At 49.8% G+C, this 25,789-nt stretch carries 26 protein-coding genes; 6 read left to right on the plus strand and 20 right to left on the minus strand.

The annotated features are described in order from the left end of the window. Positions 1 to 30 precede the first annotated feature (30 nt). The 7 genes from bshC to DVH26_RS25905 all read right to left on the minus strand — a co-directional run bounded on the left by bshC (position 31) and on the right by DVH26_RS25905 (position 9,033). Positions 31 to 1,671 (minus strand): bacillithiol biosynthesis cysteine-adding enzyme BshC, encoded by a 1,641-nt coding sequence (bshC, locus tag DVH26_RS25875; RefSeq protein ID WP_239626966.1) that lies wholly within the window; start codon positions 1,669 to 1,671, stop codon positions 31 to 33. Between the two features lie 159 nt (positions 1,672 to 1,830). Beyond that, on the minus strand, positions 1,831 to 2,787 hold the full coding sequence (locus DVH26_RS25880) for an ABC transporter ATP-binding protein (RefSeq protein WP_239626968.1): 957 nt from the start codon (positions 2,785 to 2,787) through the stop codon (positions 1,831 to 1,833). After that, on the minus strand, positions 2,784 to 3,809 hold the full coding sequence (locus DVH26_RS25885) for an ABC transporter ATP-binding protein (RefSeq protein ID WP_239626971.1): 1,026 nt from the start codon (positions 3,807 to 3,809) through the stop codon (positions 2,784 to 2,786). Before DVH26_RS25885 ends, DVH26_RS25880 begins: the two co-directional genes overlap by 4 nt. Positions 3,810 to 3,875: 66 nt before the next feature. Next, on the minus strand, positions 3,876 to 4,790 hold the full coding sequence (locus DVH26_RS25890; RefSeq protein ID WP_239626973.1) for an ABC transporter permease: 915 nt from the start codon (positions 4,788 to 4,790) through the stop codon (positions 3,876 to 3,878). After that, complete coding sequence (locus tag DVH26_RS25895) at positions 4,790 to 5,725, minus strand: ABC transporter permease (RefSeq protein ID WP_239626975.1); 936 nt, start codon at positions 5,723 to 5,725, stop codon at positions 4,790 to 4,792. Before DVH26_RS25895 ends, DVH26_RS25890 begins: the two co-directional genes overlap by 1 nt. Positions 5,726 to 5,996: 271 nt before the next feature. After that, positions 5,997 to 7,652, minus strand: a complete 1,656-nt coding sequence (locus tag DVH26_RS25900; RefSeq protein ID WP_239626977.1) for a peptide ABC transporter substrate-binding protein — start codon at positions 7,650 to 7,652, stop codon at positions 5,997 to 5,999. 391 nt (positions 7,653 to 8,043) lie between these two features. Next, positions 8,044 to 9,033 (minus strand): asparaginase, encoded by a 990-nt coding sequence (locus DVH26_RS25905; protein WP_239626979.1) that lies wholly within the window; start codon positions 9,031 to 9,033, stop codon positions 8,044 to 8,046. 172 nt (positions 9,034 to 9,205) lie between these two features. On the opposite strand from DVH26_RS25905, the gene DVH26_RS25910 reads away from it, so the two are divergent. Then, the gene (locus tag DVH26_RS25910) at positions 9,206 to 9,562 is read left to right on the plus strand and encodes a helix-turn-helix domain-containing protein (protein WP_239626982.1); all 357 of its coding nucleotides are present in this window, start codon (positions 9,206 to 9,208) and stop codon (positions 9,560 to 9,562) included. 65 nt (positions 9,563 to 9,627) lie between these two features. On the opposite strand, the gene DVH26_RS25915 is transcribed toward DVH26_RS25910, so the two are convergent. From DVH26_RS25915 to DVH26_RS25925, 3 genes are all read right to left on the minus strand, one after another. Next, on the minus strand, positions 9,628 to 10,023 hold the full coding sequence (locus DVH26_RS25915) for a DUF3397 domain-containing protein (RefSeq protein ID WP_239626985.1): 396 nt from the start codon (positions 10,021 to 10,023) through the stop codon (positions 9,628 to 9,630). 21 nt (positions 10,024 to 10,044) lie between these two features. Further along, complete coding sequence (locus DVH26_RS25920; protein WP_239626987.1) at positions 10,045 to 11,016, minus strand: ketopantoate reductase family protein; 972 nt, start codon at positions 11,014 to 11,016, stop codon at positions 10,045 to 10,047. 107 nt (positions 11,017 to 11,123) lie between these two features. Then, entirely contained in the window at positions 11,124 to 11,771 is a 648-nt protein-coding gene (locus DVH26_RS25925; RefSeq protein WP_239626990.1) for an RsfA family transcriptional regulator, read from the minus strand. A 372-nt stretch (positions 11,772 to 12,143) separates the two neighbouring features. Here DVH26_RS25925 and DVH26_RS25930 point away from each other — a divergent pair, with 372 nt between their 5' ends. Beyond that, positions 12,144 to 12,374 (plus strand): DUF2626 domain-containing protein, encoded by a 231-nt coding sequence (locus tag DVH26_RS25930; protein WP_239626992.1) that lies wholly within the window; start codon positions 12,144 to 12,146, stop codon positions 12,372 to 12,374. Positions 12,375 to 12,435: 61 nt separating this feature from the next. On the opposite strand, the gene DVH26_RS25935 is transcribed toward DVH26_RS25930, so the two are convergent. Next, positions 12,436 to 13,554, minus strand: a complete 1,119-nt coding sequence (locus tag DVH26_RS25935; protein ID WP_239626993.1) for a class I SAM-dependent methyltransferase — start codon at positions 13,552 to 13,554, stop codon at positions 12,436 to 12,438. 135 nt (positions 13,555 to 13,689) lie between these two features. On the opposite strand from DVH26_RS25935, the gene DVH26_RS25940 reads away from it, so the two are divergent. The 3 genes from DVH26_RS25940 to DVH26_RS25950 all read left to right on the plus strand — a co-directional run bounded on the left by DVH26_RS25940 (position 13,690) and on the right by DVH26_RS25950 (position 16,478). After that, positions 13,690 to 14,676 carry a hypothetical protein gene (locus tag DVH26_RS25940; protein ID WP_239626994.1) on the plus strand — a complete coding sequence of 329 codons (987 nt, stop codon included), beginning with the start codon at positions 13,690 to 13,692 and terminating at the stop codon, positions 14,674 to 14,676. Between the two features lie 113 nt (positions 14,677 to 14,789). Further along, positions 14,790 to 15,887 carry a hypothetical protein gene (locus DVH26_RS25945; RefSeq protein WP_239626995.1) on the plus strand — a complete coding sequence of 366 codons (1,098 nt, stop codon included), beginning with the start codon at positions 14,790 to 14,792 and terminating at the stop codon, positions 15,885 to 15,887. 99 nt (positions 15,888 to 15,986) lie between these two features. Continuing rightward, positions 15,987 to 16,478 carry a hypothetical protein gene (locus DVH26_RS25950; protein ID WP_239626996.1) on the plus strand — a complete coding sequence of 164 codons (492 nt, stop codon included), beginning with the start codon at positions 15,987 to 15,989 and terminating at the stop codon, positions 16,476 to 16,478. 52 nt (positions 16,479 to 16,530) lie between these two features. On the opposite strand, the gene DVH26_RS25955 is transcribed toward DVH26_RS25950, so the two are convergent. Beyond that, complete coding sequence (locus DVH26_RS25955; RefSeq protein WP_239626997.1) at positions 16,531 to 17,862, minus strand: PhoH family protein; 1,332 nt, start codon at positions 17,860 to 17,862, stop codon at positions 16,531 to 16,533. A 104-nt stretch (positions 17,863 to 17,966) separates the two neighbouring features. Here DVH26_RS25955 and DVH26_RS25960 point away from each other — a divergent pair, with 104 nt between their 5' ends. Further along, positions 17,967 to 18,515 (plus strand): YhcN/YlaJ family sporulation lipoprotein, encoded by a 549-nt coding sequence (locus DVH26_RS25960; protein WP_239626998.1) that lies wholly within the window; start codon positions 17,967 to 17,969, stop codon positions 18,513 to 18,515. A 43-nt stretch (positions 18,516 to 18,558) separates the two neighbouring features. Here DVH26_RS25960 and DVH26_RS25965 read toward each other — a convergent pair whose 3' ends face one another. From DVH26_RS25965 to DVH26_RS26000, 8 genes are all read right to left on the minus strand, one after another. Next, entirely contained in the window at positions 18,559 to 19,011 is a 453-nt protein-coding gene (locus DVH26_RS25965) for a pyridoxamine 5'-phosphate oxidase family protein (RefSeq protein WP_239627000.1), read from the minus strand. A gap of 177 nt (positions 19,012 to 19,188) precedes the next feature. Further along, on the minus strand, positions 19,189 to 19,461 hold the full coding sequence (locus tag DVH26_RS25970) for a hypothetical protein (protein WP_239627002.1): 273 nt from the start codon (positions 19,459 to 19,461) through the stop codon (positions 19,189 to 19,191). A gap of 293 nt (positions 19,462 to 19,754) precedes the next feature. After that, complete coding sequence (locus DVH26_RS25975) at positions 19,755 to 20,195, minus strand: hypothetical protein (RefSeq protein ID WP_239627004.1); 441 nt, start codon at positions 20,193 to 20,195, stop codon at positions 19,755 to 19,757. Positions 20,196 to 20,226: 31 nt separating this feature from the next. Continuing rightward, complete coding sequence (locus DVH26_RS25980; RefSeq protein WP_239627006.1) at positions 20,227 to 20,496, minus strand: YlaH-like family protein; 270 nt, start codon at positions 20,494 to 20,496, stop codon at positions 20,227 to 20,229. 104 nt (positions 20,497 to 20,600) lie between these two features. After that, complete coding sequence (typA, locus tag DVH26_RS25985; protein WP_239627008.1) at positions 20,601 to 22,448, minus strand: translational GTPase TypA; 1,848 nt, start codon at positions 22,446 to 22,448, stop codon at positions 20,601 to 20,603. Positions 22,449 to 22,647: 199 nt separating this feature from the next. Beyond that, entirely contained in the window at positions 22,648 to 23,316 is a 669-nt protein-coding gene (locus DVH26_RS25990) for a TerC family protein (RefSeq protein WP_239627009.1), read from the minus strand. Positions 23,317 to 23,376: 60 nt separating this feature from the next. Then, positions 23,377 to 24,579, minus strand: a complete 1,203-nt coding sequence (thiI, locus tag DVH26_RS25995; RefSeq protein ID WP_239627010.1) for a tRNA uracil 4-sulfurtransferase ThiI — start codon at positions 24,577 to 24,579, stop codon at positions 23,377 to 23,379. A 2-nt stretch (positions 24,580 to 24,581) separates the two neighbouring features. Then, positions 24,582 to 25,748, minus strand: a complete 1,167-nt coding sequence (locus DVH26_RS26000) for a cysteine desulfurase family protein (protein WP_481857546.1) — start codon at positions 25,746 to 25,748, stop codon at positions 24,582 to 24,584. Positions 25,749 to 25,789: the final 41 nt, after the last annotated feature.

Consider the following 25,789-nt stretch of genomic DNA (forward strand, 5'->3'; position numbering starts at 1 on the left):
GAATCACGTGTTGAACAGGATTGCTCGAACTTAAAAATAACAAATCTTATGCTGACCGTCATGCTCATAGTCGCCGTCAATCAGCTCTTGAAGCCATTCATTGCCGTATTTATTCAAATACGTCAAGATGTTGTAAACCCGCTCCTGCGGTTTGCCCAGGGGCAATACGGATAGGCCGATACGCTGGAATTGGCGCATGGATGCGTCGAACTGGGACCGGACCGCATCGGCTGCCTTTTGCTCGAGGAAACCGATTTGCTCGATAATTTTGCCCATATTCGTCTCACCCAGCTTGCCGAGTCCCGGGTTCACGCCGGCAATCAGCTCGACCAAGGGCTGATAGCTATCCTTGAACTGGCTGCGCACCTGCTCGAAGCGCTCATCCAGCTTGAGGCTGTCCTGCTCACGAAGCCACTGCTCCTGCTTCTCATCCAGCCGGTACAGTACATCCTCCAGAGTGAGTCCGTACTTCTGCATGTTTTTCTGCACGGTGCCTTCCAGCAGTGTAAATTCCAGACGCGGAATGATGATAGGCATCTTCATTGCGGCGCGATGAAATGCTTCTTTCGTAAGCCCCCAATAGGCTATTTCCCCGGGACCAAGCACCGTTCCGAGCACGGGAAGAACATAGTCCTGCATCAGCGGACGGGTCAGCACGTTGTTGCTGAATCTTTCCGGAGCCGTCTCGGTCCATTCCATCAGCTGCGGCAAGGAATATTCCCTCTCTTGCTTCCTATCGGTAAACCGGCCGCCGCCTTCCGCGGAATAAAGAAGGATACGGTCCCCTTCATCGAAAACGAAGACGTTGGCGCCGCGCTCATGCATGTCTACCTGGGAAGAATAGCCGAGAGCCTGCACCTGGGCTTTGCCCCGATGATAAGCGTCGGAGTAGGCTGCATGATCCGTAATAAGCTCACGGAACAATGGCGCTTCCAGACTCCGCAGCGCAGGGTCGTCCGAATCCAGCAGCACGAGTCCGTACGAGCCGAACAGCTTGGCGATAAGCTGACCGAAGAAATCGACGAGCGTAGAGGATGCAGCCGCAATGGTATGAAGGGAATCCATCCATGCCGCCTTGAACTCGGTCGGAATCAGCGATTCATCCAGCTGGCGGAGGGCTTCCTCCCACTGCTCCCCGGAAATGCCCAGCTTGCTGATGGAGCTGCGCTTTCCGCCGGGGTGGTCAATCTTGATTTTATTCACCTGCATATCCTGCGTCAAGGAATAGATATGATTCACTTCATCGAAATCATGATCTTCCCCGGCGATCCAGAATACGGGGATGACGGGACGGTTAAGCTTCTGTGCCGCTTGACGCGCCGAGCGGATCAAGGTTACCGCCTTATAAATAACCAGCGCGGGTCCCGTTAACAATCCGGCCTGCTGGCCTCCGACAATGCATACAGCCCGGTCGTCCCGCAGCTGTTCAATTGCTTGCATAGCTTCCGGAGCGTTATGGAGCCGCTGATTGAAGGCCGCCAGCACGTCGGCCACCTGCTCGCGATCCGCAGCCTTAGCCCGCCCACGGTCCAGCCAATCCGCCCTCTCCTGCCAGGAAGAGCTGTCCCACGGATTATAATCGTACAAGGAGCTAACCTTGTCATAGTTTCGTATATAATCCTCAGTCATAGGCTGGCTGGATTTCCAATGAATCGATTGTATGTTCAACAAGGTTCCGCCGCCTCTCTTATTACTAATTATGTACTCCTTGATTGTACACATGTTCGGCACAATCGTCAAAAGAGAAAATGCGCTAATAGGAAACGAAAAGCCGGTCGGTCCGCAGGCAGAGCTGCCCCGAACGTTCCGGCTTTCTTCCTATTATATAAATTAATACAAATGGCAGGCTACATAGTGATTCGGCTCTACTTCCTTGAACTCCGGCATCGAAGCCGCACATTCCGGCATCGCCTTCGGACAACGGGTGCGGAACGGGCAGCCGCTCGGAGGATTCAGCGGGCTTGGAATCTCGCCCTGCAGAATGATCCGCTCGCGGGTTCTTTCCACTTCTGGGTCCGGGATCGGAATGGCGGAAAGCAGCGACTCCGTATACGGATGCAGCGGCTTGGCGTACAGCTCGTCGGAGGTTGTAACCTCAACCAGCTTGCCAAGGTACATAACGCCGATCCGGTCGGAAATATGCTTAACCATCGCCAAATCGTGCGCGATGAACAAATACGTCAAACCATGCTCTTTTTGCAGCTTCTTGAACAGATTGACCACCTGCGCCTGAACGGACACGTCCAATGCGGAAATCGGTTCATCGGCGATAATGAACTTAGGCTCGATGGCCAGCGCACGGGCAATCCCGATCCGTTGTCGCTGTCCGCCGGAAAATTCGTGCGGGAAGCGGCTCGCATGCTCGGAGTTCAAGCCTACGGCTTCCAGCAGTTCGAACACGCGTTCTTTACGCTTCGCTCCGGTATATAAGCCATGGATATCGACGCCCTCGGCGATGATGTTCCCTACCGTCATCCGCGGATTCAAGGATGCGTACGGATCCTGGAACACCATCTGCATTTGACGACGGAACTCGTTCAGCTTGCGGCCGCGGAGATTGTGAATATTTTCACCATTAAACAATACTTCCCCGCCGGTAGCCTCATAAAGGCGGATGATCGTCCGGCCAGCCGTCGATTTACCGCAGCCGGATTCGCCTACGAGACCGAACGTCTCCCCTTGATTGATGGAGAAATTCAAATTATCTACGGCTTTCAGCGTTTTTCCGTTGGCCACCTGAAAATGCTTTTGCAGGTTGCGAACTTCCAATAATGGTTTCCCGCTCATCGTGCTGCACCTCCCACTTCTACAGGTCGTTCCACTTTAGGCGCATCGGGATGAAGCAGCCAGCAGGCTGCGGAATGCGTCTCGGTCAGCTTCGTATGCTCCGGATCGATCTCCAGACAGGCTTTCATCGCGTAAGGGCAGCGGGCAGCGAACGCGCAGCCTTTCGGCGGAGCGAACAAATCCGGCGGCGTGCCTGGAATAGGAACCAGATCGCTGTCGGCATCGTGGTCGAGCCGAGGTACGGAACGTAACAGTCCCCATGTGTAAGGATGCTTCGGATCGTAGAACAGCTCGTCAACCGTGCCTTGCTCGACAACTTTACCCGCGTACATAACGATTACTCGTTGAGCCATCTCCGCCACAACGCCGAGGTCGTGGGTGATGACGATGATAGAAGCTTCCGTTTTTTCGGACAAGGACTTCATCAGATCGATGATTTGCGCTTGAATCGTCACGTCAAGAGCTGTGGTAGGCTCGTCGGCGATAAGCAGCTTCGGATTACAGGCCAATGCAATGGCAATCATAACGCGCTGGCGCATCCCGCCGGAAAACTCGTGAGGGTATTGATGAATACGGCCTTCCGGATTGGAAATTCCTACCATTTTCAAAATTTCAATGGCACGTTCATTTGCCGCAGCTTTGCTCACGTTTTGATGCTTGATAAGGCCTTCCGTAATTTGTTTGCCTATCGTCATCGTCGGATTCAGAGAGGTCATAGGATCCTGGAAGATCATGCCCATCTCGGAACCGCGAATTTTTTCCATTTGTCTATCTGAACATTGAGTGATTTCCGTCTTGCCGTCGAATTTGATCGAGCCGCCTTTAATAACGCTTGGCGGGGACGGAATCAGTCTCATAATGGTTTGTGCAGTAACGGATTTTCCGCAGCCGGATTCACCAACGATCGCCAGCACTTCTCCTTTTTTAAGCTCAAAAGAAACACCGCGTACCGCCTGTACTTCACCGACATATGTGCGGAAGGATACCTTGAGGTCTTTAACCTCCAATATATTTTTACTCATGGTTGGCACCTCCTGCATGCTTTGATGTAGGGCGTAAGCCCGATTCGAGAGCTTAGCTGCTCTCCATTACTTTCTCATTTTCGGATCCAGCGCGTCGCGAAGCCCGTCACCAAGCAGGTTGAAGCTCATCAGAATCAAGCTGAAAATAATAGTCGGGAAAATAATGCGGTGCGGGTACAAACGAATAGCGCCTGCGCCGTCAGACAAGAGAGCGCCCAAGGAAGCTAACGGAACCCGTATTCCCAGACCGATAAAGCTCAAAAATGCTTCCACAAAAATAGCGGACGGAACGATAAACGTAATCTGTACAATAATCAAGCCGAGTGCGTTCGGCACCAAATGCTTCAGAATAATGCGAGCGCCGTTAGCGCCAAGCGTCCTTGCTGCAAGAACGTATTCCTGCTCCTTCAACGTCAAAATTTGACCGCGTACGAGCCGAGCCATCGGTACCCAGCCGGTTATCGCATACGCGATAATGATCGTTTTAAATCCGGGGCCGATTACGACAATGAGCAGGATGGAGATCAACAAGAAAGGAATCGAGTAAATAATTTCGATAATACGCTGCATAATATCATCGACACGACCGCCATAATAAGCGGAAATGCCTCCGTATAATACCCCGAACACCAAATCGAGCAAAGCAGCGGTAATCCCGATGGCAAGCGAGATTCTAGTCCCCCACCAAATACGAACCCACAAGTCACGGCCGAAATCGTCGGTACCGAACCAGTGCTCTGCGGACGGCTTCAGGTTTTTAATGTCATAGTTTTGCGTTGCATAATCATATTGCGAAAAGATCGGTCCGAAGATTGCAAGCAAAGACAGCACGATCAATGTGATAAGACCGAACATAGCCAGCTTATTTTTCTTAAGCCTTCTCCAAGCATCCTGCCAATAAGTCATAGATGGACGTACGATGACATCTCCACGGTCCGTTCCTTTGGCTACGGGCTGAAACATATCTTTCGATATTTGCATTACTTGGAACCTCCCTTAGTCAGACGTATACGTGGATCAACCAATCCGTACAAAATATCGGTGATGAACAATACAACAACTAATAAGAACGAATAAAAAATAGTCAATCCGGTAATCATCGTATAATCGTTCGAATAAATGGATTGGACAAAGTGCTTGCCGAGACCTGGTACGACGAAGATTTGCTCAACGACCAGCGTACCTGTAATCAAGTTGACGAATACCGGTCCGATTACGGTTACGACTGGCAAAATAGCGTTTCTGAGCGTATGGCGGATTACGATGGCGCGCTGCGATAAGCCTTTCGCTTTAGCCGTTTTGATATAATCCAGACTTAATACATCGAGCATGGACGTTCTCATCAAACGTGCCAATATCGCTATGGTACCAAATGATAGAGCAATGGCAGGAAGCACCCTGCTGGAGGCACCGGTCCACATCCCCGCAGGCAGCCAACCGAGCTTAACGCCGATAAAATAAGACAACAGAGGCGCCAAGACGAACGAAGGAATGGAAATCCCCACAACAGCGGTAAACATCGCCCCGATATCCCAGCCCTTGTTATGATTCAAAGACGCGATGATCCCCAGAATCAGACCTACCACAATCGCAATTAACAGCGCCCAAAGCCCCAATTCCAGCGAAGCCGGAAAGCCTTGCGCGATAATTTCGGTCACTTTCCGGGTCGGAAAAGCATACGATACACCCAGGTCCCCGTGAATGACATTATTCATATACTTCAAGTACTGCTCCCAAATCGGCTTATCCAAGCCGTACTGTGCATATAAAAGCTGCTTCTGCTCTGCAGTAAGTTTTAGCGTGTCTTCACCGAATGGATCACCCGGCAAATTTTTCATAAGCACAAAGGTGAACGTGACGATCAGCCACAAGGTAATGACCATATAGACTAAACGACGCAATGTGTAGCGAAGCATAATACACCTCCTGTACTTAATTAAAAAAAAATAAAAATCTCACAGTCAGTCCCGGGTTCTAATGGAGCCAAACTGCTTCGCAAGCATAGACTCAATGTTGCAGAGGAGGACTATGTTTGCGAAGCAGCTCAACTTCAATCCAAATAGACAATACGCTTCGGGCATGCTTAACCTGCAAAAAAAATAACAATGAGACCGTTCCAAACGGCTTTCAGAACGGCCCCATTGATGAACAACTTCAGCCTGTGCAAGGGCTAAAAGCTTGCTGCAATTACTTCAAGCTAACCCATTTCAATTCCCACTCTTTGGACATAGCCGGAAGAATTAAACCGTCAATATTGGTTTTCTTCGCATATGGTCTTGTCCGGAAATAAAGCGGAGCCAAAGGCATATCGCTCATAAGCTGCTTCTCGGCATCGATCAGCATTTTGGAGCGTTTAGCCAAATCGATTTCTTTATCGGCACCCTTAACCAATTGGTCGTATTGAGGGCTGGAGTACTGCATGTAGTTAAACGATTTGTTATCGGAAACCCACATATCCAGGAATGTCATAGGGTCGTTGTAATCAGCGCCCCATAGAGCAATCAAGGAGTCAAAATTGTTTTCTTGCATGTTTTTTACGCGCAGCGCGAACGGCAACGGCTCGCCTGTGACGTCAACGCCTAGGTTTTGCTTCCATTGCGCTTGAATAAATTCAATCGTCTTCTTGGAAGTATCCGTATCGTCGGAAGTCAGCTTGAATGTAGGCAGTGATGTCATATTCAGCTCTTTCAAGCCCTCAGCCAGCAACGTTTTTGCTTTGGCAGGGTCGTATGCAGGCTGTGCATCGCCGGCAACCTTACGGAATTCTTGCTTGTTGCCGTCAAGAACCGTTCCCGGTACCAAACCGGTAGACGGAATGGATGCTCCGCCAAGAACTACTTCATTCAAAGCTTTGCGGTCGATAGCCATGCCAAGTGCTTGGCGAACTTTAGCGTTAGCAAATGCCGGAACTTTCTTTGTTTGGAACATGACATAGGAGGATACAAATTCCTTTTTCAAAGCCAGGTCTGGCTTGCCTTGATACATTTTGAACTGGTCGCCTTTCAGCTCAGTCAAGTCCACTTGGTTCGTTTCGTACATGTTCAAGGATGTGCTCGCATCTTTCACAACGTTAACCGTAACCTTGTTCAGCTTCACGTTCGCTGCATCCCAGTACTTGTCGTTTTTCACAAGAACCAGCTGCTGCTCGTGATCCCATTTCTCCAGCTTGAACGGTCCTGCACCGATAACTTTATCAGCGTCAGCGCCGTATTTGTCGCCTTGGCTCTTAACGAAATCAGGCTTTTGCGGGAAGAAGATCGGCATGGACAATTGGTCGGTGAAGAATGCGACCGGCTTCTCCAAAGTGATTTCCAGCGTTTTGTCATCTTTAGCTTTTACGCCGACTTCCGCTTTCTTCGCTTCAACCTCTTCCGGCTTTGCTGTGTTAAGTGCAGCGCCGCCTTTAATCCAGGACAGCATGGAAGCATATTTCGCTTTGGTAGCAGGGTCCAACGTACGCTTGTACGCATATTCAAAATCACTTGCTTTCAAAGGCGTGCCGTCCGCCCAAGTCAAGCCGTCACGCAATGTAATCGTATATACCAGACCGTCAGCAGAAATCTTCGGTAATTCTTTGGCAAGTCCAGGCTGTGGCTTGCCTTCCGCATCCAAACGGTACAACCCTTCATTGATGGCGTTGATAATCGTAAATGTAGGGTTGGTTGTTGCAATAGAGCTGTCCAATGCAGGCGGCTCAGCAGATAGATTTATTCTCAATTCTTGAGCCGGCGCTTTTGTGTCTGTACCCCCAGCTTGATTCTTCGTGTTGTCCGCACAGCCTGCAGCAACGGTACCGAACATGGCTGTTACTGTGGCCAGGACTAGAAGTTTTTTCAACTTCATAGATATCCTCCTCTGATAGATATGTAATTATATGGCATCTCCGAATGATGTCAGAAAACCTCACTCAGAATTAACACCCTTGAATAATAAAGTATTTTTTTAATTTTGTAAATACTTGAAACCGTTACCAATAAAAAATTATACAACCAATGGTCAATTAATGCTAGTTGAATATTATACCATGGTCAATTAAATGGTAAAAAGGAGACGAGCCTTGCCAACGGTTCCTGAATATTCAAATTAACCTGCACCTTCCGGTACAAAGCAGCACAAAATAAACTTGGCACACGTTTTTCAAATAACTTACATTCTCACCTATTATGTCCTGTGCAAGTTTGATTATGCAGTTATGGCTGTTCACGGCAAAGCTGCCCGCTCATCATTAGTATGGCTAAATCGTAATATCGTAATTGACGGGAGTCTCCATAATCTTTTTAACCTCATTGAGGTCGTTTGATTTGCCTAATGCCCACATTAATTTGGGAACGATCGCTTCGGTATTCATATCTCCCGACAAAATAATCAGATCTTTGGAAACTTTGCGGCCTACCTCGTACAGGTTCAAGTCTTCGCCTTCCTCCAAACACTGCGTCGTAATAACAACCGCAACGCCGGATGCGATCAGCTCTCTCACCTTGGGCAGCAAATCCCTTCCTTGGAACGGTATGCCTCCATTGCCGAAGCTCTCAATAATAACACCCCGGTATAAAGGCTGCAAATAGTTGAAAATCTCGGGCTTCGTTCCCGGAACCAGCTTTAACAAGAACACATCCGGATTCAGTAACGGATCCAGCTTGAGCTTTTTGCTCGTTCTTGGCGGCATCGCATTGACGTATTTGACTTCGGAGCCGCTAATATAGGCAATGTAAGGGTGATTAATGCTTTCAAAAGCGTCGTAGCTTTTGGTACGGATTTTTACCGCTCTCGTGCCTCTGATGACTCTGCCGTCAAAAACCAAAAAAACGCCGCCTGTGTCTTCGCACGCAAAACGGATCGAGTCAAGCACATTTCTCTTGGCATCGGTTTTCTTGACATTGATAGGGACTTGGGAGCCCGTAATAACAACCGGTTTGTTCACATTGTGAAGCATGTAGGAAAGCGCTGCTGAGGTATATGCCATTGTATCGGTTCCATGGGTAATAACGAAGCCGTCATATTGAGAGTAGTTCTCGTATATGGCTTCGGCAATTTTCACCCAGGACTCGGGCTGCATGTTGGTGGAGTCAATATTCATTAGAAGCTTGCTGTCCAGACGGTAATCTTGATTCTTGCCGTCTAGAAAGCTTATCAGCTCATCCGCATCCATGCCGGGAGCCAATCCTTCCATGCCTTGAACGGCAGCAATGGTTCCTCCTGTAGCCAACAGAAGTAGTTTTTTCATGATCCGCACCTCGGATGAAATCATATCGTACGCTTATTGCGACTTTTCTATCCTATTATATTCATGAAAAATCGATAAATCAAGCGATAATTACGCGTATCGCGAACAACACTCTTGAGTATCGCATTCCCGGTGATATAATGGGATTTGAACTAAGGGGGATAAATAAAATATGGTTTTAAATAGATTAACCGAATTAAGAAAAAGTAAACGTTGGTCTATTCAGTACACCGCTGACCGGCTCGGCATTGCAAAAAGCACCTACGCAGGCTACGAATCAGGCTATCGCGAACCGTCGCTGGAGGCTATACGGGCATTGGCTGATCTGTTTGAGACTTCGATAGACTATGTATTAGGTCGAGTACATGATCCCAAATTTCCTAATGAAAAAAAAGCTTCAATCATCAAAATGGACTTATTATGTTTGGAGAAGGATAGTTTAATATTGGACGGCAAAGCCCTTACCCCCACAGAGGTAAAGCATCTCGTTGCCTTTATAAGAACGGTCCGGGGAATGGAAGGAGAATGAACGGCGGACACTCCCTCTCGCTTAGCAGGGCAGTGTCCAACTGGCGGCTCTATGTATTATTATTATCAGCTTGCAACAATATATTTCCCTATTCCGATAAATACCAGCAGTACGTAGCAGGCGGATAGGACGACAAATCCGAGACGAAGCAGCGTTCTTCCGATTTTCACAGGGTCGATCTTGCCTTTTACCCGATTTTGCATATTGCCCAGCAAGCCTCCGGCGATCAGGAACAACAAGATCATCGCCCAAAGCCCAAGACCGGTCTCAAACAGCTGCCGCGTCATGACGGCCACGGAACCGATCAAAAACAACGTGGTCACATCGACCGAAAGATAAGTCGCCTTCTTTTTATCCTTCGTTACATAGTATGTTATACCCCAAGTTGCGAAAAACGAAACAAACGGAACTAGCGCCAAAAAAGTGTACAGAGTTTGCAGCCACCCCATGAACGCGCTCACGGCCAGATCACCTGCTCCTACCTATTTTTTAGTCCACTGCTGCTCTATGGACCGGACCAATCGGTACACCGTTTCGTGTGTCGGCAGCTGAATCCCTGTCTGGTGCGCTTTGGCCAACAAGCCTCCCGTAATGGCGTCAAGCTCCGTTAGCCGCTCGGCGCGAACATCCTGGAGCATGGACGATTGATTCGCCGCGGTTCGGCAGCATACGGTCTCCAGCTGCTCCCATAAATCTTCGGCCAGCTCGATATTCAGCTTGTCTGCCAACGTGACCCCCTCGTCATACAGCAGACGCATAAGCTCGCGCGAAGCCGGCAGCTCGAGCAGCTTTCCGTTTGCAATTTGCAATATGGCAGTCAACGGATTGATTACGGCATTTATCAGCAGCTTATTCCATACTTTACTAGTCATTTGGTTCGACAAAGAGACGCCGAATCCTGCATTCTGCAGCACATTTTGCAGTTTTTTTAACATTTTTTCATCGTCGTGTCGATTCCCTGCCGGAATCATGCCTCCGAGCCAGGTGATGCCTCGGCCTGTATGCTCCACCTCCGTCGGCGAATGCTTTAACGCCCCTTCCGTCGTGACCGCGAGCATGATCTGAGAAGGACTGATGCGTGCCGACAAAATATCCGTGTGGCCTATGCCGTTTTGGAAGCACACAAGACGGGCCGACGGACCGAGCCGCTCTGCAAGAACCTTCGCCAATTCATCCGTTACGGCCGTCTGCTTCAAGGTCAGCGCAGTAATCTCGGTCGCAGACTGCATACACGGCTGAGCTATCCACTCATCCCATGACGCAACCGGAGGATGAACCGTCACGCTTTCGCGCCCGCCTTCCGGCGCTGCTCTTGTCAGCAGCAAGCCGTCCCTCTCTAACTGCTCTGCTTGCTCCCGCGTTCTTGTCACAAGCTCTACGTCGGCTCCTGCGGATGCTAGCGACGCCGACACCAGCAAGCCAAGCGCCCCTGCACCTATGACTCTTACCTTCATGACTCTATCCCCTTTGAACTACCTTCGCCGTTTCCATTGTTCTCCACCATCATATCAGCTAGCCGGTACAAACGAAAGCTCCGCAAGCCGTAGCCGCGGAGCCGCTCTCAATCTATTCTTTCTAAATTGCCGTTCGCATCCATCTTGAATCTAGGCTTGCCCTCGTCTTCTTCCTCTACAAGAAAGGCCAGTTTACGTGCACGATCCATAATTTGAATAAGCGCTTTGTAATCATCGTTCACGACGCGATAATCCGTTTCGACTTCATTGACCTGCTTGTTCAGGACGTCGTTCTCGTCACGCAATCTTTCGAGTTCGTCCGTCTTCTCGCTTAACTCTTTCTCCAAATGGCGTATATGGCGGGACATTTCCTGATACGTTGCTTTCCACTGCCTCAAGAAACGGATCACCGCATCAATAGAAATAGATTCCTCGGAAAAAGAATCGTTCGCTTTTACATGATCGCTATGGTCCAAAACCGCCGTATTGTTGGAAACGGCAGCGAATCCGGAATGCTTTTTCTGCTGATTTCTCTTTTGTCTTTGGGCTTTTGCAATTTGAATAGCAGCCTCGTATTTTTTTCTTACAAAACTATTCCAGCGGAAACCGCAAGCAGCGGCGGTTCTGCCGATTTTCTCGCCCACTTCCTCAAAGGCGGTTAGCTGTGTACTACCTTCACGAATGTGACGCAATGTCACCTCCGCCAATATTAAATCGTCTTCCTCGCTCCAAGCATCTTGTCTGATAGCTGTCATACAATAGCAGTCCTCCTAACCCCTGGGTAATCAAACATCCCTGTTCCATCCAAACATCTATTGAAAAGTTAAGACATGGAATGTTGCGTTACTTCATCTCTATGCCCATAGTAGAGTTCATAGAATCGTTTTCTACTATTTTGTATTGCCATTTTTTAAGGGACTCATACATGAATTGGCGGGCGTTAGGGAAAGCTTAAGATCATGGCAAACACAAATTGTTTTAAATTCGTCACGTATTGGACGTTTACACCAATTGAAGCAACCGTTATAATGTCTAATAGTAAATAACGCCAGTGAGAAAAATGGGTCGAACGATAATGATTCGCTTTTGGCTTCTCACGGAAACTCGTAAGGGAAGGGGGATGCACAATGGATCGCATGTTTCGCGTGCTTGGCTTTTGGACATTGGTTATCGGATTGATGGCGCTGGCCGGCGAGTTGGTTCCGATGGCAATGCTCTTTTTTGCCCAAACGGCTATCTTCGTATTGTTGGGATATTTGAAACTATCCGAACGTACCTACATATTGCTTTTTTGGGGGTACATGATTATTTCCTTTACGGGATTCACGTACTGGTCTTTCTTCAAAATGTCCATCTAAAGCATTTCCCCGATATGAACTTGGATTGGCATAGGAAAAAGGTGAGCCGCACTGAGCGGACTCACCTTTTTTCTTGTACAAGCACCTTGAACAGCTCGCTCATCTGATCGCTCAGTAGCAGCTGGCGAATCGACCGGTTTCGGCGGGCCGCCTCGCTGAACGGATCCGCGCCCATGGCGTCCTGCAGCATCTGAAGGATGCCGTTCTCTAGCAAAAACTGCTTCTGCGTCGTACAGCTCTTTAACCGCAGGCCCGCGTGCTCCCCGGCGCGAATCAGAGCCGTGAAGTTCACATGCGACGTGATGTCCTGCCATCCTGGAGCGCTATAAAATTGCTCTGACGCCATGTGGCTGCGGTAGCCTATAATCGTCCCCTTCATCCGGTGCTCCGCATACAATTCCTCCGCCTGATCGCCGTAGTCGACGGTTATCAGCTGTCCGCGGCCCACTGCCGCTCCAATGCTGCGAATCCAGTCCAGCGCGTGAAGGTTCACCTCCAGCTGCTGTCCTTCCTGAAAGTCGACCTCTTGAACGTGTAAATACGTCCCGAGCGGCTCGTCTTCTTCCACCAATCTGAACGGTTGTTCCGCGAAGGCTTGACCGCTCTCGTCCCATTCTACATACAGCTCATACGGTCTCCCTCCGATCCACTGAATCCGGTGGACCGGGAACGCATCGAGCAGTTCGTTCGAGAGGATGATAACGTTCTCCCATGGGCCTTGACTCCGCCATTGCTCGTCCGTCATCCATTGTACTCGTCCTTCATGTTCGGTAAGCGCATCCTGCTGCATAGCCCTATGGCGCTCGCTTTTCTCTACGCTGATATATGCGGTCCGCTCATATAGGTCTGTATCCAGACGCTTCAGCTCGTCCAGAATCAGCCTTGCAAGCCTTCCGGTTCCGCCACCCCACTCCACTACCCTTAACGCGGCCCCAGGGCCGAAATAGGCAGCCTGAGACGCTATGTACCGAGCCAGTACCTCCCCCATGATCGTTCCGATCGAGGAGCTGGTATAAAAGTCGCCTTCACGCCCGATTTTGGTCCTATCACTCATGTAGTAGCCGTATTCCGGATGATACAAGCACTGCTCCATGTAATCGTGAAACGAAATAGCCTGATCCGGGCTTCGGCGGATTTGTTCTACAATCGACCGGACCAGCTGCGGATTCCCCTGAATCATGATTTCTCCTCCCCCTTCGGACCCTTGAATTCCTTTGAAACATGTCACCTTTTGACTAAAGACAAATTCGCCCATAGTCGTTATAATTGAAGGATGTTTCATAGATATGTTCGATTTCATTTGGAAGGGGCTTTTATGTTGTTCGCCTATCGTAAGTTTACCGTTATCGTTGCTTTGCTGTTAACCATTGGAATAGCCTTGTTCATGACCGGCTGTACGGACAATGCACAGGTCAAGCAGGAACTGCTCCAAGCCGTCAGCAAGCAGGAGCAGATCGTCAATTATCGTTTCCAAGGCTCTATCGAGCTGAAAGCCGACGCTTCCTTGATCGGCCAAGCCAGCCCGGTGACGGCAGCGCTGTTCGCTTTGCTCAAAGACAGCAAAATCGAGTACAAGGGCGTCTCTTCTCTGGAACCGTCGCGAATGGAGACGACTTTGAACGTGACTCCGAATGGCGGCTCCGCGATCGCGATCCCCGTCATCATTAAAGATAGCAAATTGTTTTTCCATATGCCACCGTTAAATAAGCAGGACGAATACATGGTGCTCCCCATTGCTTCCGGACTTCCGGCTGCATCCGGCGCCAACGGTTCGGCCGACCCGCTGAAAAATACAGGTCATTTGACCGCTGAATTAACGAAGCAATTGCTGAACGGCATCGATCCCAAATGGCTCGTAACCGCCAAGGATCAAGCAACGCTTCAGGACGGCACTCCGGTTAAGAGCATCACGATCGATGTGAACAAAAAGAACGAGCAAGCGTTCAACGATTATCTTAAAGCGACCGTGATCCCGGGGCTGATGAACAGCTTGAAAACCAACGGATTGTCCAACGCGGGAACGCTCGACTCCTTTACGGCTTCCCTGCAGCAGATCAAACTCCATGCCCCAAGCAGCATCAATCTGCGCATCGGCAATGACGGCTACATTCGCGAGCAAACGTGGTCGCTCGTATTTGCCACAGGAACAAGCACGAACGAGAATAAGCTTGTATGGACTCAAACCTTATCCGAGGTGAACCAAAATCCCGCTTTCACTCAGGAGACGCCGGCCAAGCAAAAGTCGCTCGACGAACTGCTGCGATTGGTGAAGCCCGCTCCTGCGGATGCCGGTAAAAAATAACGAATTTTATAGCTTGACCTGCTTCTTCTTCGGAAGAAGTATTTTTTTGCCCATTTCTTCATAGAGTTGTGATAATCTGATTAGGAATTCCACTCAGAAAGGAACAATGCCTGATGAGGCCCTTGCCCAAAGCAGCCTGCATCCTGATTTGCTTTAGCCTATGCTTGTCTCTTCTAGCAGGTCCCGCGCTAGCCGCGAATGATGATACGAAGCAGCTGCTGCAAAAGAGCTTGACCGTATTCGAAATCGATCAAGAGCTGGCGCGAATCGAGCAGGAGCAGTCGAAGCTTGTCCTGCAGCTTGCCTCGACGGAGCAGCGGCTCCAGGAGCAGCAGGCTTTATCCGTACAAACGAAAAAGCATGCCGGCCAGATATTACGAGCGTATTATATGGGCGATCGCGAATCGCTCTGGATGCTGCTTTTTACCGTCTCCTCTTTTAAAGAAGCCCTCGTCATGTTCGAATATATGCAAATGATTCTCGGCAACGACCATAGAACGCTGCAAGCTTATAAGGATAGCGAACGGCAGCTTAAGGATCTCACGTCGTCGCTTCGTTCCTCTCAAGACGCTCTGCAGCAATCGAAAGACCGGTATACGAAGCAGCGGGAGCAGCAGGTTCTGCTTCAACGGCAAATCGATACGGAGCTTTCCATGCAGGCCGATGCAGCGCCCGTTCTAAAGCAAATAACGGATCTGACCGTCCAATGGCAGGAGAAAGGCATTCCGCTGTTTAGAACGTATTTCACGGCGTTGGCACAGGCTATGAAACAGCTTCCCGAACTAGTCAACGCCACCGGTGCCGACGGTAAAAACACCCATCTGATCATGAACGGCTTTCAGTACACATTCCAGATTACGGACCAAGAGCTTAATGCATTCCTTCGTACCAAAAATCCGTTATTCAACAATATGACATTTCGTTTCAAGGATTCACAGGTTATAGCGACGGGGAAGCAGGATCAAATGGAAGTGGAGATTAAGGGGAGCTACGAAATCGCGACGAAGGAAAGCGTAAAGGGCAAATATATCCGATTTCATATGAGTCAGCTCAAATTCAACGGCTTCGACTTGCCACAGACTACTATCGAAGCCATGGAGAAGGATTTCGACCTGGGCATTTACCCGCAAAGCATCGCCTCGTTCCTGCAAGTAACCGATGTTCGTCTGCAGGAAGGGAAGCTGAGTATTTTCCTTAAGCTGGCCTTATAATCTATTGCCGTTGCAACGCAAAGTTTTTTGATGAATAATAGTGATAACGTTCCGGCAAAAACAATCATGACAATTCCTTAAAGAATACGGGGGAGAATAATGGAGCAAAAATACGGATTGCTAATGGAGCTTCCGGACGGTAAGCTTCCTGGATTTTATGCGCAGATCGTCAAAGCGCTAGCCGCTAAGGCGCCTCTATTTGACAGGGATAAGGAGCTGCTCATTTTCTCGGAGACGGAAGAGCGTGATGCCGCCTACCCGATTATGGAGCAGTATAAAATCCCCTTTGAGGATTTGGATCTGATCCTTCTTCCTCCCCCTGTCTATGTGTTGCCTACGCTTACCGATTTCGGCTTGATCAGCCGATCCGAGCATGTATATGTATACAGCGATGCGGCCTGTATATTTACTATCCGCGAAGACGGTCCCGGCGCCGAGCCTGCGCAGGCAGCCCTGCAGATGGACGAGCATTTGCTGGCCCGGTTCGGCCGGGAGGACGAAACCTTCTACGTTGCGCAAGCGCAGTCGGATGAGCTTATGCTCAGAATCGCTGCTGCATACCGCTGTACGGTTCAATACATCCATAAATAAAACAGCGGCTCCGGCTTAGTGATACAAGCAGGGAACCGCTGTTTTTCTTATGCTAGAGCAAATCTGCCGCGAGTTGAGCGAGATGGGAGCGTTCGCCGCGCTCCAGTGTTATATGTCCGCTGATTTGCTGCCCCTTGAAACGCTCTACAACGTACGTGAGGCCGTTGCTGGAGGCATCCAGGTACGGATGGTCTATTTGCTCGGGATCGCCCAGCAAAACGATTTTACTGCCCTCTCCGACCCTCGAGACGATGGTCTTGATCTCATGCTTGGATAAGTTCTGCGCTTCATCGATGATGATAAACTGCCCCGGAATCGAGCGGCCGCGAATGTACGTCAACGCTTCCACCTGAATGCTGCCGAGACCCGCCAGCACTTTATCGATATCGCCCGGTTTTTTCGTATCGAATAAATATTCCAAATTATCGTAAATCGGCTGCATCCACGGGCGGAGTTTCTCTTCCTTCTCGCCCGGCAAATATCCGATATCTTTGCCCATAGGAACGACCGGACGCGCAATCAGCAGCTTCTTATATTTTCGTTCATCCTCTACCTTCATCAATCCTGCCGCTAGCGTCAAGAGCGTCTTCCCTGTGCCGGCCTTGCCCGTCAGCGTAACGATCGGGATATCGTCGTTCAGCAGAAGCTCCAGCGCCATACGCTGCTGCGCGTTGCGGGCTCCTATCCCCCAAATCGGATCGTTACTTAAATATAACGGCTCCAGCTTCTTTCCTTCCGCATTGACTTTCAACAGCGCGGATTTCGAGGTACCCATCTCATCTTTCAAAATAACGAATTCATGCGGGTGCAGCGGGTAGGCCAAATTCAAGGAATTTACGCTCAAAAAACGGTACGAATAAAATTCGTCGATGATCGAAGGATGCGCGTGAATGGTCAAATAGCCCATATACATATCCGGCATGTTGACGATCCGATCGGTCAAATAATCCTGCGCCGTCAATCCGAGCACATCCGCTTTAATCCTCACCAGGGTATCTTTACTTACGATGATGACGGGCCGCGGCACCGCCTTCTCTTGCTCTTCCAGATGATAATTCAGCGCGACCGCCAAGATCCGGTTGTCGCTCGTCACTTCGGCAAACACTTCCTGCAGCTTGGCAAAGCTCCTGTGATTCAATTCTACCTTCAGACTGCCGCCGTTCGGCAGCGGTATTCCCTCATACAGCCTTCCCTTGGAACGCAGGCTGTCCATCATCCGAGAGATCTGTCTGGCATTGCGTCCCAACTCATCCGCATTACGTTTCTTGCTGTCGATCTCCTCCAGCACAATGGCGGGAATGACGACCTCATTATCCTCAAAAGCAAATATTGCGTTAGGATCCTGTAATAATACGTTGGTATCCAATACAAAAATTTTTTCCATTTGAGTCCCTCCCAGGCCGGTGTTTGGTTGCCGTAATACATAGGAATCAACTAGTAAGGACAAACTAACCGCAGCAATTAAGGGATAGAAAGGGTCGATGACTAATGAGAATGTTTGTCTACAGTATTCTGTTGTTGTCTGTATTGGTAGGTTGTAACCAATCACCAAAGAATGGAGCTTCCCCCTCCCCGACGAATGATGCGAATCGACAAGTTCAGGTGCAGCAGACGGCGCCTCAGAAAAAAGAAATCGTCGATTCCCGGGCTGTCTCCGAACGTTTGGAGCAAATCGCCACCAGCATACCTCAGGTTGAAAGCGCCAATTGCGTCGTTTTCGGGAACACGGCGGTAGTCGGGATCAATTTGCCTCCGGATATGGACCGGTCCAAAATCGGAACCATTAAACTATCGGTCGCGGAAGCTTTAAAGAAAGATCCTTACGGCGTTAATGCTGTAGTTACTGCGGATATGGATATGGCCGCAAGGCTTCGCAAAATTAGAGAAAGCATTGCCGGCGGCCGGCCGATAAGCGGGTTTGCCGAAGAGATGGCGGAGATCATCGGCCGGATTATGCCGCAAATTCCGAGGGACGTGCAGCCTGCGCCGCCGTCACCGAGAAGCACGGAACCGCAAATGCCGAATCAACAAATGTAGCGGTTTGAGTCATATGGAGAAAAAGCCTAGAATCAGCAGCATTCTAGGCTTTTTTCATAGCATCGAAAACTTGCGCATCCAGCTTATCTGCTGCGCGTTTATCGTAGGTTTTCTCATATTCAGGCGCAACCGAAATGCGCGAGCCATAGAACATCGCATCGCGTACCGCGGTGATTTGAATGTCATAGCAGGCCAATTTGAACGGAACCCCGTCCAATACATTCGTCACCTGCCGGGCTTTTCCGTAAATGGCATGTACGGACCCCGCTCCGATGAAAGTGACATTAACGAGATCATTGTTGTTCAGGTTGGTAATAATACGGGACCTTTGATCCACAGCGAAGCGAATGGTTTCAGGATCTTTTGCATAGAGCCAGGATACCGCATTCATGCTCGGACCACCGGATTCAAAATCAATAGTGCTGAGCAGCGCAAGAGCTTCTTTTTGCAAAGATGCCATTAAAGGCTCCTGCAGAACTGTGATCGTTTCTGCCATGGTTACCCCTCCTGTGTATCTCTTTATTGTGTTAATGTAACCTCATTATAGCACAGGAACTGCTTGGCAACCACAGACAGTTGCGCTATGGTACTTGCTGCTATGTACTCCAATAATTGTCGGACACTCCTTTCGAACATGTTTAATTTATTGTATCGAAGGCGTCCTATATATATGTCACTGATTGTAGATAGGATTGGAATTAATATCCGTGAGCAGCTGCTCGGCGTTCTCCTTTTCGAACTGAAGCTTTTTGACTTCTTCGCCGATCTGGTAGGTTATCACGATTTTGCTGTCATCGTCTGTGATTTGGTAGGAGGTGACGGAGTGGTCTTCGCGCAGTATTTCTTCAAAAAACAGCCTGGTGTCCTCCGCCGCCCGGTCGTCCGGTCTCGCTTCGGATACAATCTTCATTTGCAGCCAGTTAAAAAAGGCGTCCTCCAATTTCACTTTGTTGTCCTCCTAAGAGCTTTCCGAAGGAAAGCTTGCGTCGTAAGCGGTGCTTGGGTTTTCGAAAGAAAAGCAGACGTCGTAAATCTAGGGAATGAAATTTTACTTGCATACTCCAGTGGAATATGCCCCTCCAGCCGCTGTTGAAATCAGTGAATTTTTATTATATATAATGGTATTTTCACCAATTTCAAAGGCGGACGTAAACTCTTCCGAGGCATATCTCCACTTCCCGTATCGTTAAATTTCAAACCTGGTTTGTAATATCTTACGTCAGCCTTTCAGATTAAGTATCAGTTAAGCAGCAGGATGGAGAAGCCCTTCTCATTCCATTTGTTCATCGTATGCAGCCAGCCCGCAATTGGTTCGTCCGCCGTCGCAGGCGCCTTCAACTCATGACATTGTTGAAGATGATGGCGCATTTCCGCGGTCGTCGGCACCTTATCGAGGTAGGCCTCCGCACAATGGGATAGCTCCAGCATGCCGTCACCGAAACGGATAGGCTTGCCCGAAGCTAGATCAAACGGCGTCTCATCCACCCCGCATGCCGCTTCTGAATCGTCGCTGAGGAGCAAATTCGCCTTAAAAGGAATCAGCATGCGAGGATGGACCGATTTCGCCAGCTGAAGAAATCGCTCAGCCGCAGGCTGCGGAGCCAGAGCTATCCGCTCGTCCGACAATATCATTACCGTTCCCTCGTACACAATAGGTACCAGCCAATATTTCCCCATCATAAGCACCCCGCTAACGTTTAAGTGCGCAAGACTACTGCTTTTTGGCACGCCCCTGAATGAAGTACCGTATCTTCACCAGGAACATCATAGCTACCGCTACGGACAAGCTCGGGATGATCGGCAGCGCTCCCAATTGAAACAACAGCAGCATCCCCGCTCCCAGCGCCAGCATGAGATAGATGATAGCCTCTTTCAAAATAGGCAGTCTGCGAGTTTTGAACACTCTGTTATACACATAAGTGATCAATACAAAAATAATGAGGTAAGTAATGAACGGATGCTCGCGAAACCATTCGGTCATAATGATTGAACCCCCTTTTGTTGAAAAGTCAAAGCAATGTATGCGTATTCCAGGTTGTTGAAAAAGAAAGCCCTGAATTATCAGAGCTTTCCCTCGGATGCATGTTATGCGTTAGCTTCAGCCATTTTGCGGTGTTTCTCCGCACGTTCGCGTTCGCTCTTATTCAAGATCTTTTTACGCAGACGAATGGACTTCGGCGTAATTTCACAATATTCGTCGTCGTTCAAATATTCGAGAGCTTGCTCCAAAGAATAAATACGAGGAGTCTTCATCTTCACCGTATCGTCTTTACCCGCAGAGCGGATGTTGGTCAGCTGCTTCTCTTTACAAATATTGACGATGATGTCGGTATCGCGCGTATGCTCGCCGACGATCATGCCTTCGTATACTTCCGTACCCGGTTCCAGGAACAGAATACCGCGATCCTCTACGGACAGCATGCCGTACATGGTCGATGTGCCGGTCTCGCTCGATACGAGCACGCCCTCGTGACGGCCACCGACTCCTGCTCCGTAATATGGACCGTAGCTGTCAAACGCGTGGTTCATAATACCGTAGCCGCGGGTCAGCGTCAAGAAGTACGTACGGTATCCGATCAAGCCGCGCGCCGGAATCAGGAATTCCAGACGAACGTTGCCGTTGCCGTTGTTGATCATGTTTACCATTTCCGCTTTGCGGGTTCCGAGACTCTCCATTACGGAGCCCATGCTTTCTTCCGGAATATCGATGATCAGACGCTCGATCGGCTCCATCTTTTGACCGTCGATAAGCTTGATAATAACCTCCGGCTTGGAAACTTGCAGCTCGAAGCCTTCACGGCGCATATTCTCGATCAAAATACCAAGATGCAGCTCGCCGCGGCCCGATACGATAAATGCATCCGGGCTGTCGGTTTCATCGACGCGCAAGCTTACGTCGGTTTCCAGCTCCTTGAACAAACGCTCGCGAAGCTTCCGGGAAGTAACCCATTTGCCTTCGCGTCCCGCGAACGGGCTGTTGTTGACGAGGAACGTCATTTGCAGCGTAGGCTCGTCGATTTTGAGTACCGGCAGCGCTTCTGGATTAGCAGGGTCTGCAATGGTTTCTCCGATGTTAATATCTTTAATCCCTGCGATAGCGACAATATCTCCCGCACCCGCTTGATCCACTTCAATCCGCTTCAAGCCTTGGAAGCCGAACAGCTTCTCGATACGTGCTTGCTTCGTTACGCCCTCGCGATTAATAACCGCAACCGGCTGTCCTTGTTTCACGATACCGCGGTTTACGCGACCGATAGCGATACGTCCCAAGTATTCATTGTAATCCATCAAAGTTACCAAAAATTGCATAGGATCTTCGACGCTCTCCGTCGGTGCCGGGATATGGCTAATTACCGTTTCATAAATGGCCTGCATGTTGCTGTCCTGCTTTTCAGGCTCAGGCTCCAGACTGGAGGTTCCCATCAAGCCGGATGCATACACAACAGGGAAGTCGAGCTGATCGTCATTCGCGCCAAGCTCGATAAACAGATCGAGCACTTCGTCCACCACTTCGGCAGGACGGGCATTCGGACGGTCGATTTTGTTAACAACGACGATAGGCGTCAGGTTTTGCTCCAAAGCCTTGCGAAGTACGAATTTCGTTTGCGGCATCGTGCCTTCGAATGCGTCGACAACGAGCAAAACACCGTCAACCATTTTCATAATCCGTTCTACTTCGCCGCCAAAGTCGGCGTGTCCAGGGGTGTCGACGATGTTAATCAAAAACTCTTTATATTGGATTGCGGTATTTTTGGCGAGAATGGTAATGCCGCGCTCTCTCTCCAAATCGTTGGAGTCCATTACACGTTCCTGAACCGCTTCGTTCTCACGGAACGTACCGGATTGCTGCAGCAATTTGTCTACCAGAGTTGTTTTACCATGGTCAACGTGAGCAATAATCGCAATGTTGCGGATTTTATCTCTTGAATGCATGTTTTCCCTTACCTCTCCTTAGTTTGACCCTTCTCTCCTTGCTCCATTATAGGAACAACCGGGGCCCGTTCCACAAAACAAGCGTCGGACATAAGCGCCGACGCTTGACATTTATGTTTATTATACGTGGAAATGCTGCAAAAGGCAAGGCAAAGCGACAACTTTGCCGTTCCATTTACAACCTTTTAACATGTGCCGGTTACGAGTGGTGTGGTTTCGGCTTGGCCAGCAGCTTCTTAAACACTCCGGTTAGAACGACGATGATCGTAGTGGCCAGCGGAATGATCCAGTGCGGCGTGTTCCCGAGCACGAAATGAGAAGCGCTCTCGTCCTTCACGAACATCTCGCCTGCCGTATACCCGAGAATCCCTGCTCCGAGCAATACTAGGATCGGATATTTATTGAGCAAATTCATGACAAGCGTGCTGCCCCAAATGATAATCGGAACGCTCAAGCCGATCCCGAGAATGATAACGGTCAAATCATTATTCGCTTTGGCTGCAATTGCCAGAACGTTGTCGAGGCTCATGACAAAGTCGGCGACGATAATAGTCCAGACCGCTTTGCCGAGCGTCGAAGCTTCCTTCACGTTGGCGTGGCCTTCATCATCAATCAGCAGCTTGATGGCAATCCACATCAGCAGCAGCGACCCTGCCGCCTGAATATACGGGATCGTCAATACGTAAACGGCAATGACCGTCAGAACAAGGCGCAGGCCGATAGCTCCGAATGCTCCCCACCAGATCGCCTTCTTCCGCTGGTGAACAGGCAGGTTTTTGCTCGCAAGCGCGATGACTACGGCATTGTCGCCGCTTAGTACGATGTTAATCAGCATAATTTGCAAAAATAATAGAAACCATTCCCACATTTCCCGTTACCCTCCACATTTCATTTTGAACCACTTTGTTTATTCCATCTTCATCCCGTCTTAGAAAAAGGACGAGAACGGAGTTTGCTCCCCAGCCTGGATCCAGATCGTTTCCGCTCCGGCCACCGCTCGATCGATTTCCTCGTCGAGCCAATCCATGCTCTGTTCAATCGCTTCCACAACTCGCAGATTCGGATTTGTGCTGGGCGACGGCGGCAAAAATAACGTACAGCAATCTTCATGAGGCTGTATAGAAATGTCGTAGGTGTCGATCATTTCCGCAATGCGGATAATTTCTTGCTTCTCCATGCAAATTAATGGCTGCAGAACCGGAAGATCAACCGCACGTCCGATGACGTTCATGCTTCCTAACGTTTGACTTGCAACCTGCCCGAGGCTCTCGCCGGTCACGATGGCCGAAGCTCCGTTCTCTTCGGCTAGCCTCTCCGTAATTCGGAACATTGCTCTACGTAAGACGGTTATTAACAAATTTTTCTTATATGACTGATGGACTCGCGTCTGTAAGCTGGTAAACGGTACCAGATGCAGCTTGATATCGCCGGCATACTCCGCCAGCTTGGATACAAGGTCCTTGACCTTTTGCTGCGATCTTTCGCTCGTATACGGATAGCTGTGAAAGTGAACCGCTTCAACCTTCAAGCCCTGCCTTAGAGCCAAATACCCTGCCGCCGGGCTGTCGATACCGCCCGAGAGCATCAGCATCGCCTTGCCGTTAGTGCCAAGAGGAAAGCCTCCGACACCTTGGATCACACGGGAGAACACGAGAGCCTTCTCCTCGCGAAGCTCTACTCTCAGCTCGACTTCGGGGTGGTTAACATCCACCTTTAGCCCCGGATACGCTCGAAGAACGTAACCGCCTACCAGCTTGTTCATCTCTTGAGAGGAATGGGGAAATTGCTTGTTCACCCGCCGTACCGATACTTTAAAGCTGCTTGGCGTATGTTCGAGATTTGCCATCGCATCCAACGCTCTTTGTTGTATGGCCTCCAGCTCAAGCGGTGCGGTATGTACCGGACTGAATGAGGTCAGCCCGATAATTTTTTTCAATCGGTGCTCTATTTCATTATATGGTTCTCCATTCAACTCCATGTACACTCTGCCAAATTCCCGTAAAAAGGTAAGCTTGGCAAAGGGCTTCATTGCCTTTCTGATCTGATCGTACACGGTTTTCTCGAACCGGTGCCGATTCTTCCCCTTTAAAGTAAGCTCCCCATGGCGGAGAACGATTAAATCCGGTTTCATTGCTACCTCCGTTTATGCTGTGCCTTCATCGCCGGCTTCAATTGCTCCACTACGGCTTGCAACGCGGTACAGAACCGTTCCGCATCTTCCAGGCTCTGACTTAAAGAATAACTGATTCGAATCCCGTTCGCGGCCCTTTCATCGTCATACCCCATCTCATGGAGCACCCGGCTTGGCAGATTGGCTCCCGAGGAACATGCCGATCGGGTCGAAACGTACATATCGTGCTGTTCTAAAGCATGAACAAGAACTTCCGACTTCATACCCGGGAATGAAAAATGAACAATGTGCGGCGCCATATGTTCCGCATGCTCCGATCCGTTAAGCGTCAGCTCCGGGATGGCGCGGATCCCCTCGACGAAACGCTCGCGCAGCCGAGCGGTATGCTCTGCAAACTGCCGCCGCTGCTCAAAGGCGATGCGTACGGCTTTGGCCATTCCGACGATAGCCGGGACGTTCTCGGTACCGGAACGCAATCCCGATTCTTGCCCGCCTCCGAAGACGAGAGGATGAAGCTCCAAACCTTGCCGGCAATACAAAAAGCCTACCCCTTTCGGGCCGCGCAGCTTATGCGCCGAGCAGGACAGCAGATCGATCCGGTCCCTCACCGGGTCCAGTGGCAGCTTGCCGACCGCCTGAACGGCATCGACATGAAACAGCGTCTTCGGATGCGATTTCAATATCGCTCCGATCTCCTCAATCGGCTGAATACGTCCCATTTCATTATTTACCGCCATAACGCTCACCAGAATCGTCTCGTCGGATACCGCTTGCTTGAGCTCCTCCAGCTTTACGCAGCCCGTCTCGTCGACAGGCAAATACGTCACCCGGAATCCCTCCCGCTCCAGCTCGCAGAACGTTTCATACACCGACGCATGCTCAATGACCGTCGTAACCAAATGATTTCCTCTATGGCGGTATTGGCGCGCTGCGCCTTGAATAGCCATATTGTTGCTTTCCGTGCCGCCGGAGGTAAACCGGATTTCTTCAGGCCGAACCTGCAAACATTTCGCAATGACCGTTCGTGCCTGACGAACGAGCTGCTCGGCTTCCACGCCGACGCGATGCAGTGACGAAGGGTTGCCGAAATGCTGTTTCATCACCTGTATCATCGTCTCGGCCACTTCTTCGTAAGGAGGCGTCGTAGCTGCATAATCCAGATAAATCAAGTTCATCTCCTCCTTTTTTTGCTGCTTAACCAGGGTTATGG

It is taken from the genome of Paenibacillus sp. H1-7, from assembly GCF_022354825.1.
Classification (GTDB): Bacteria; Bacillota; Bacilli; order Paenibacillales; family NBRC-103111; genus Paenibacillus_S.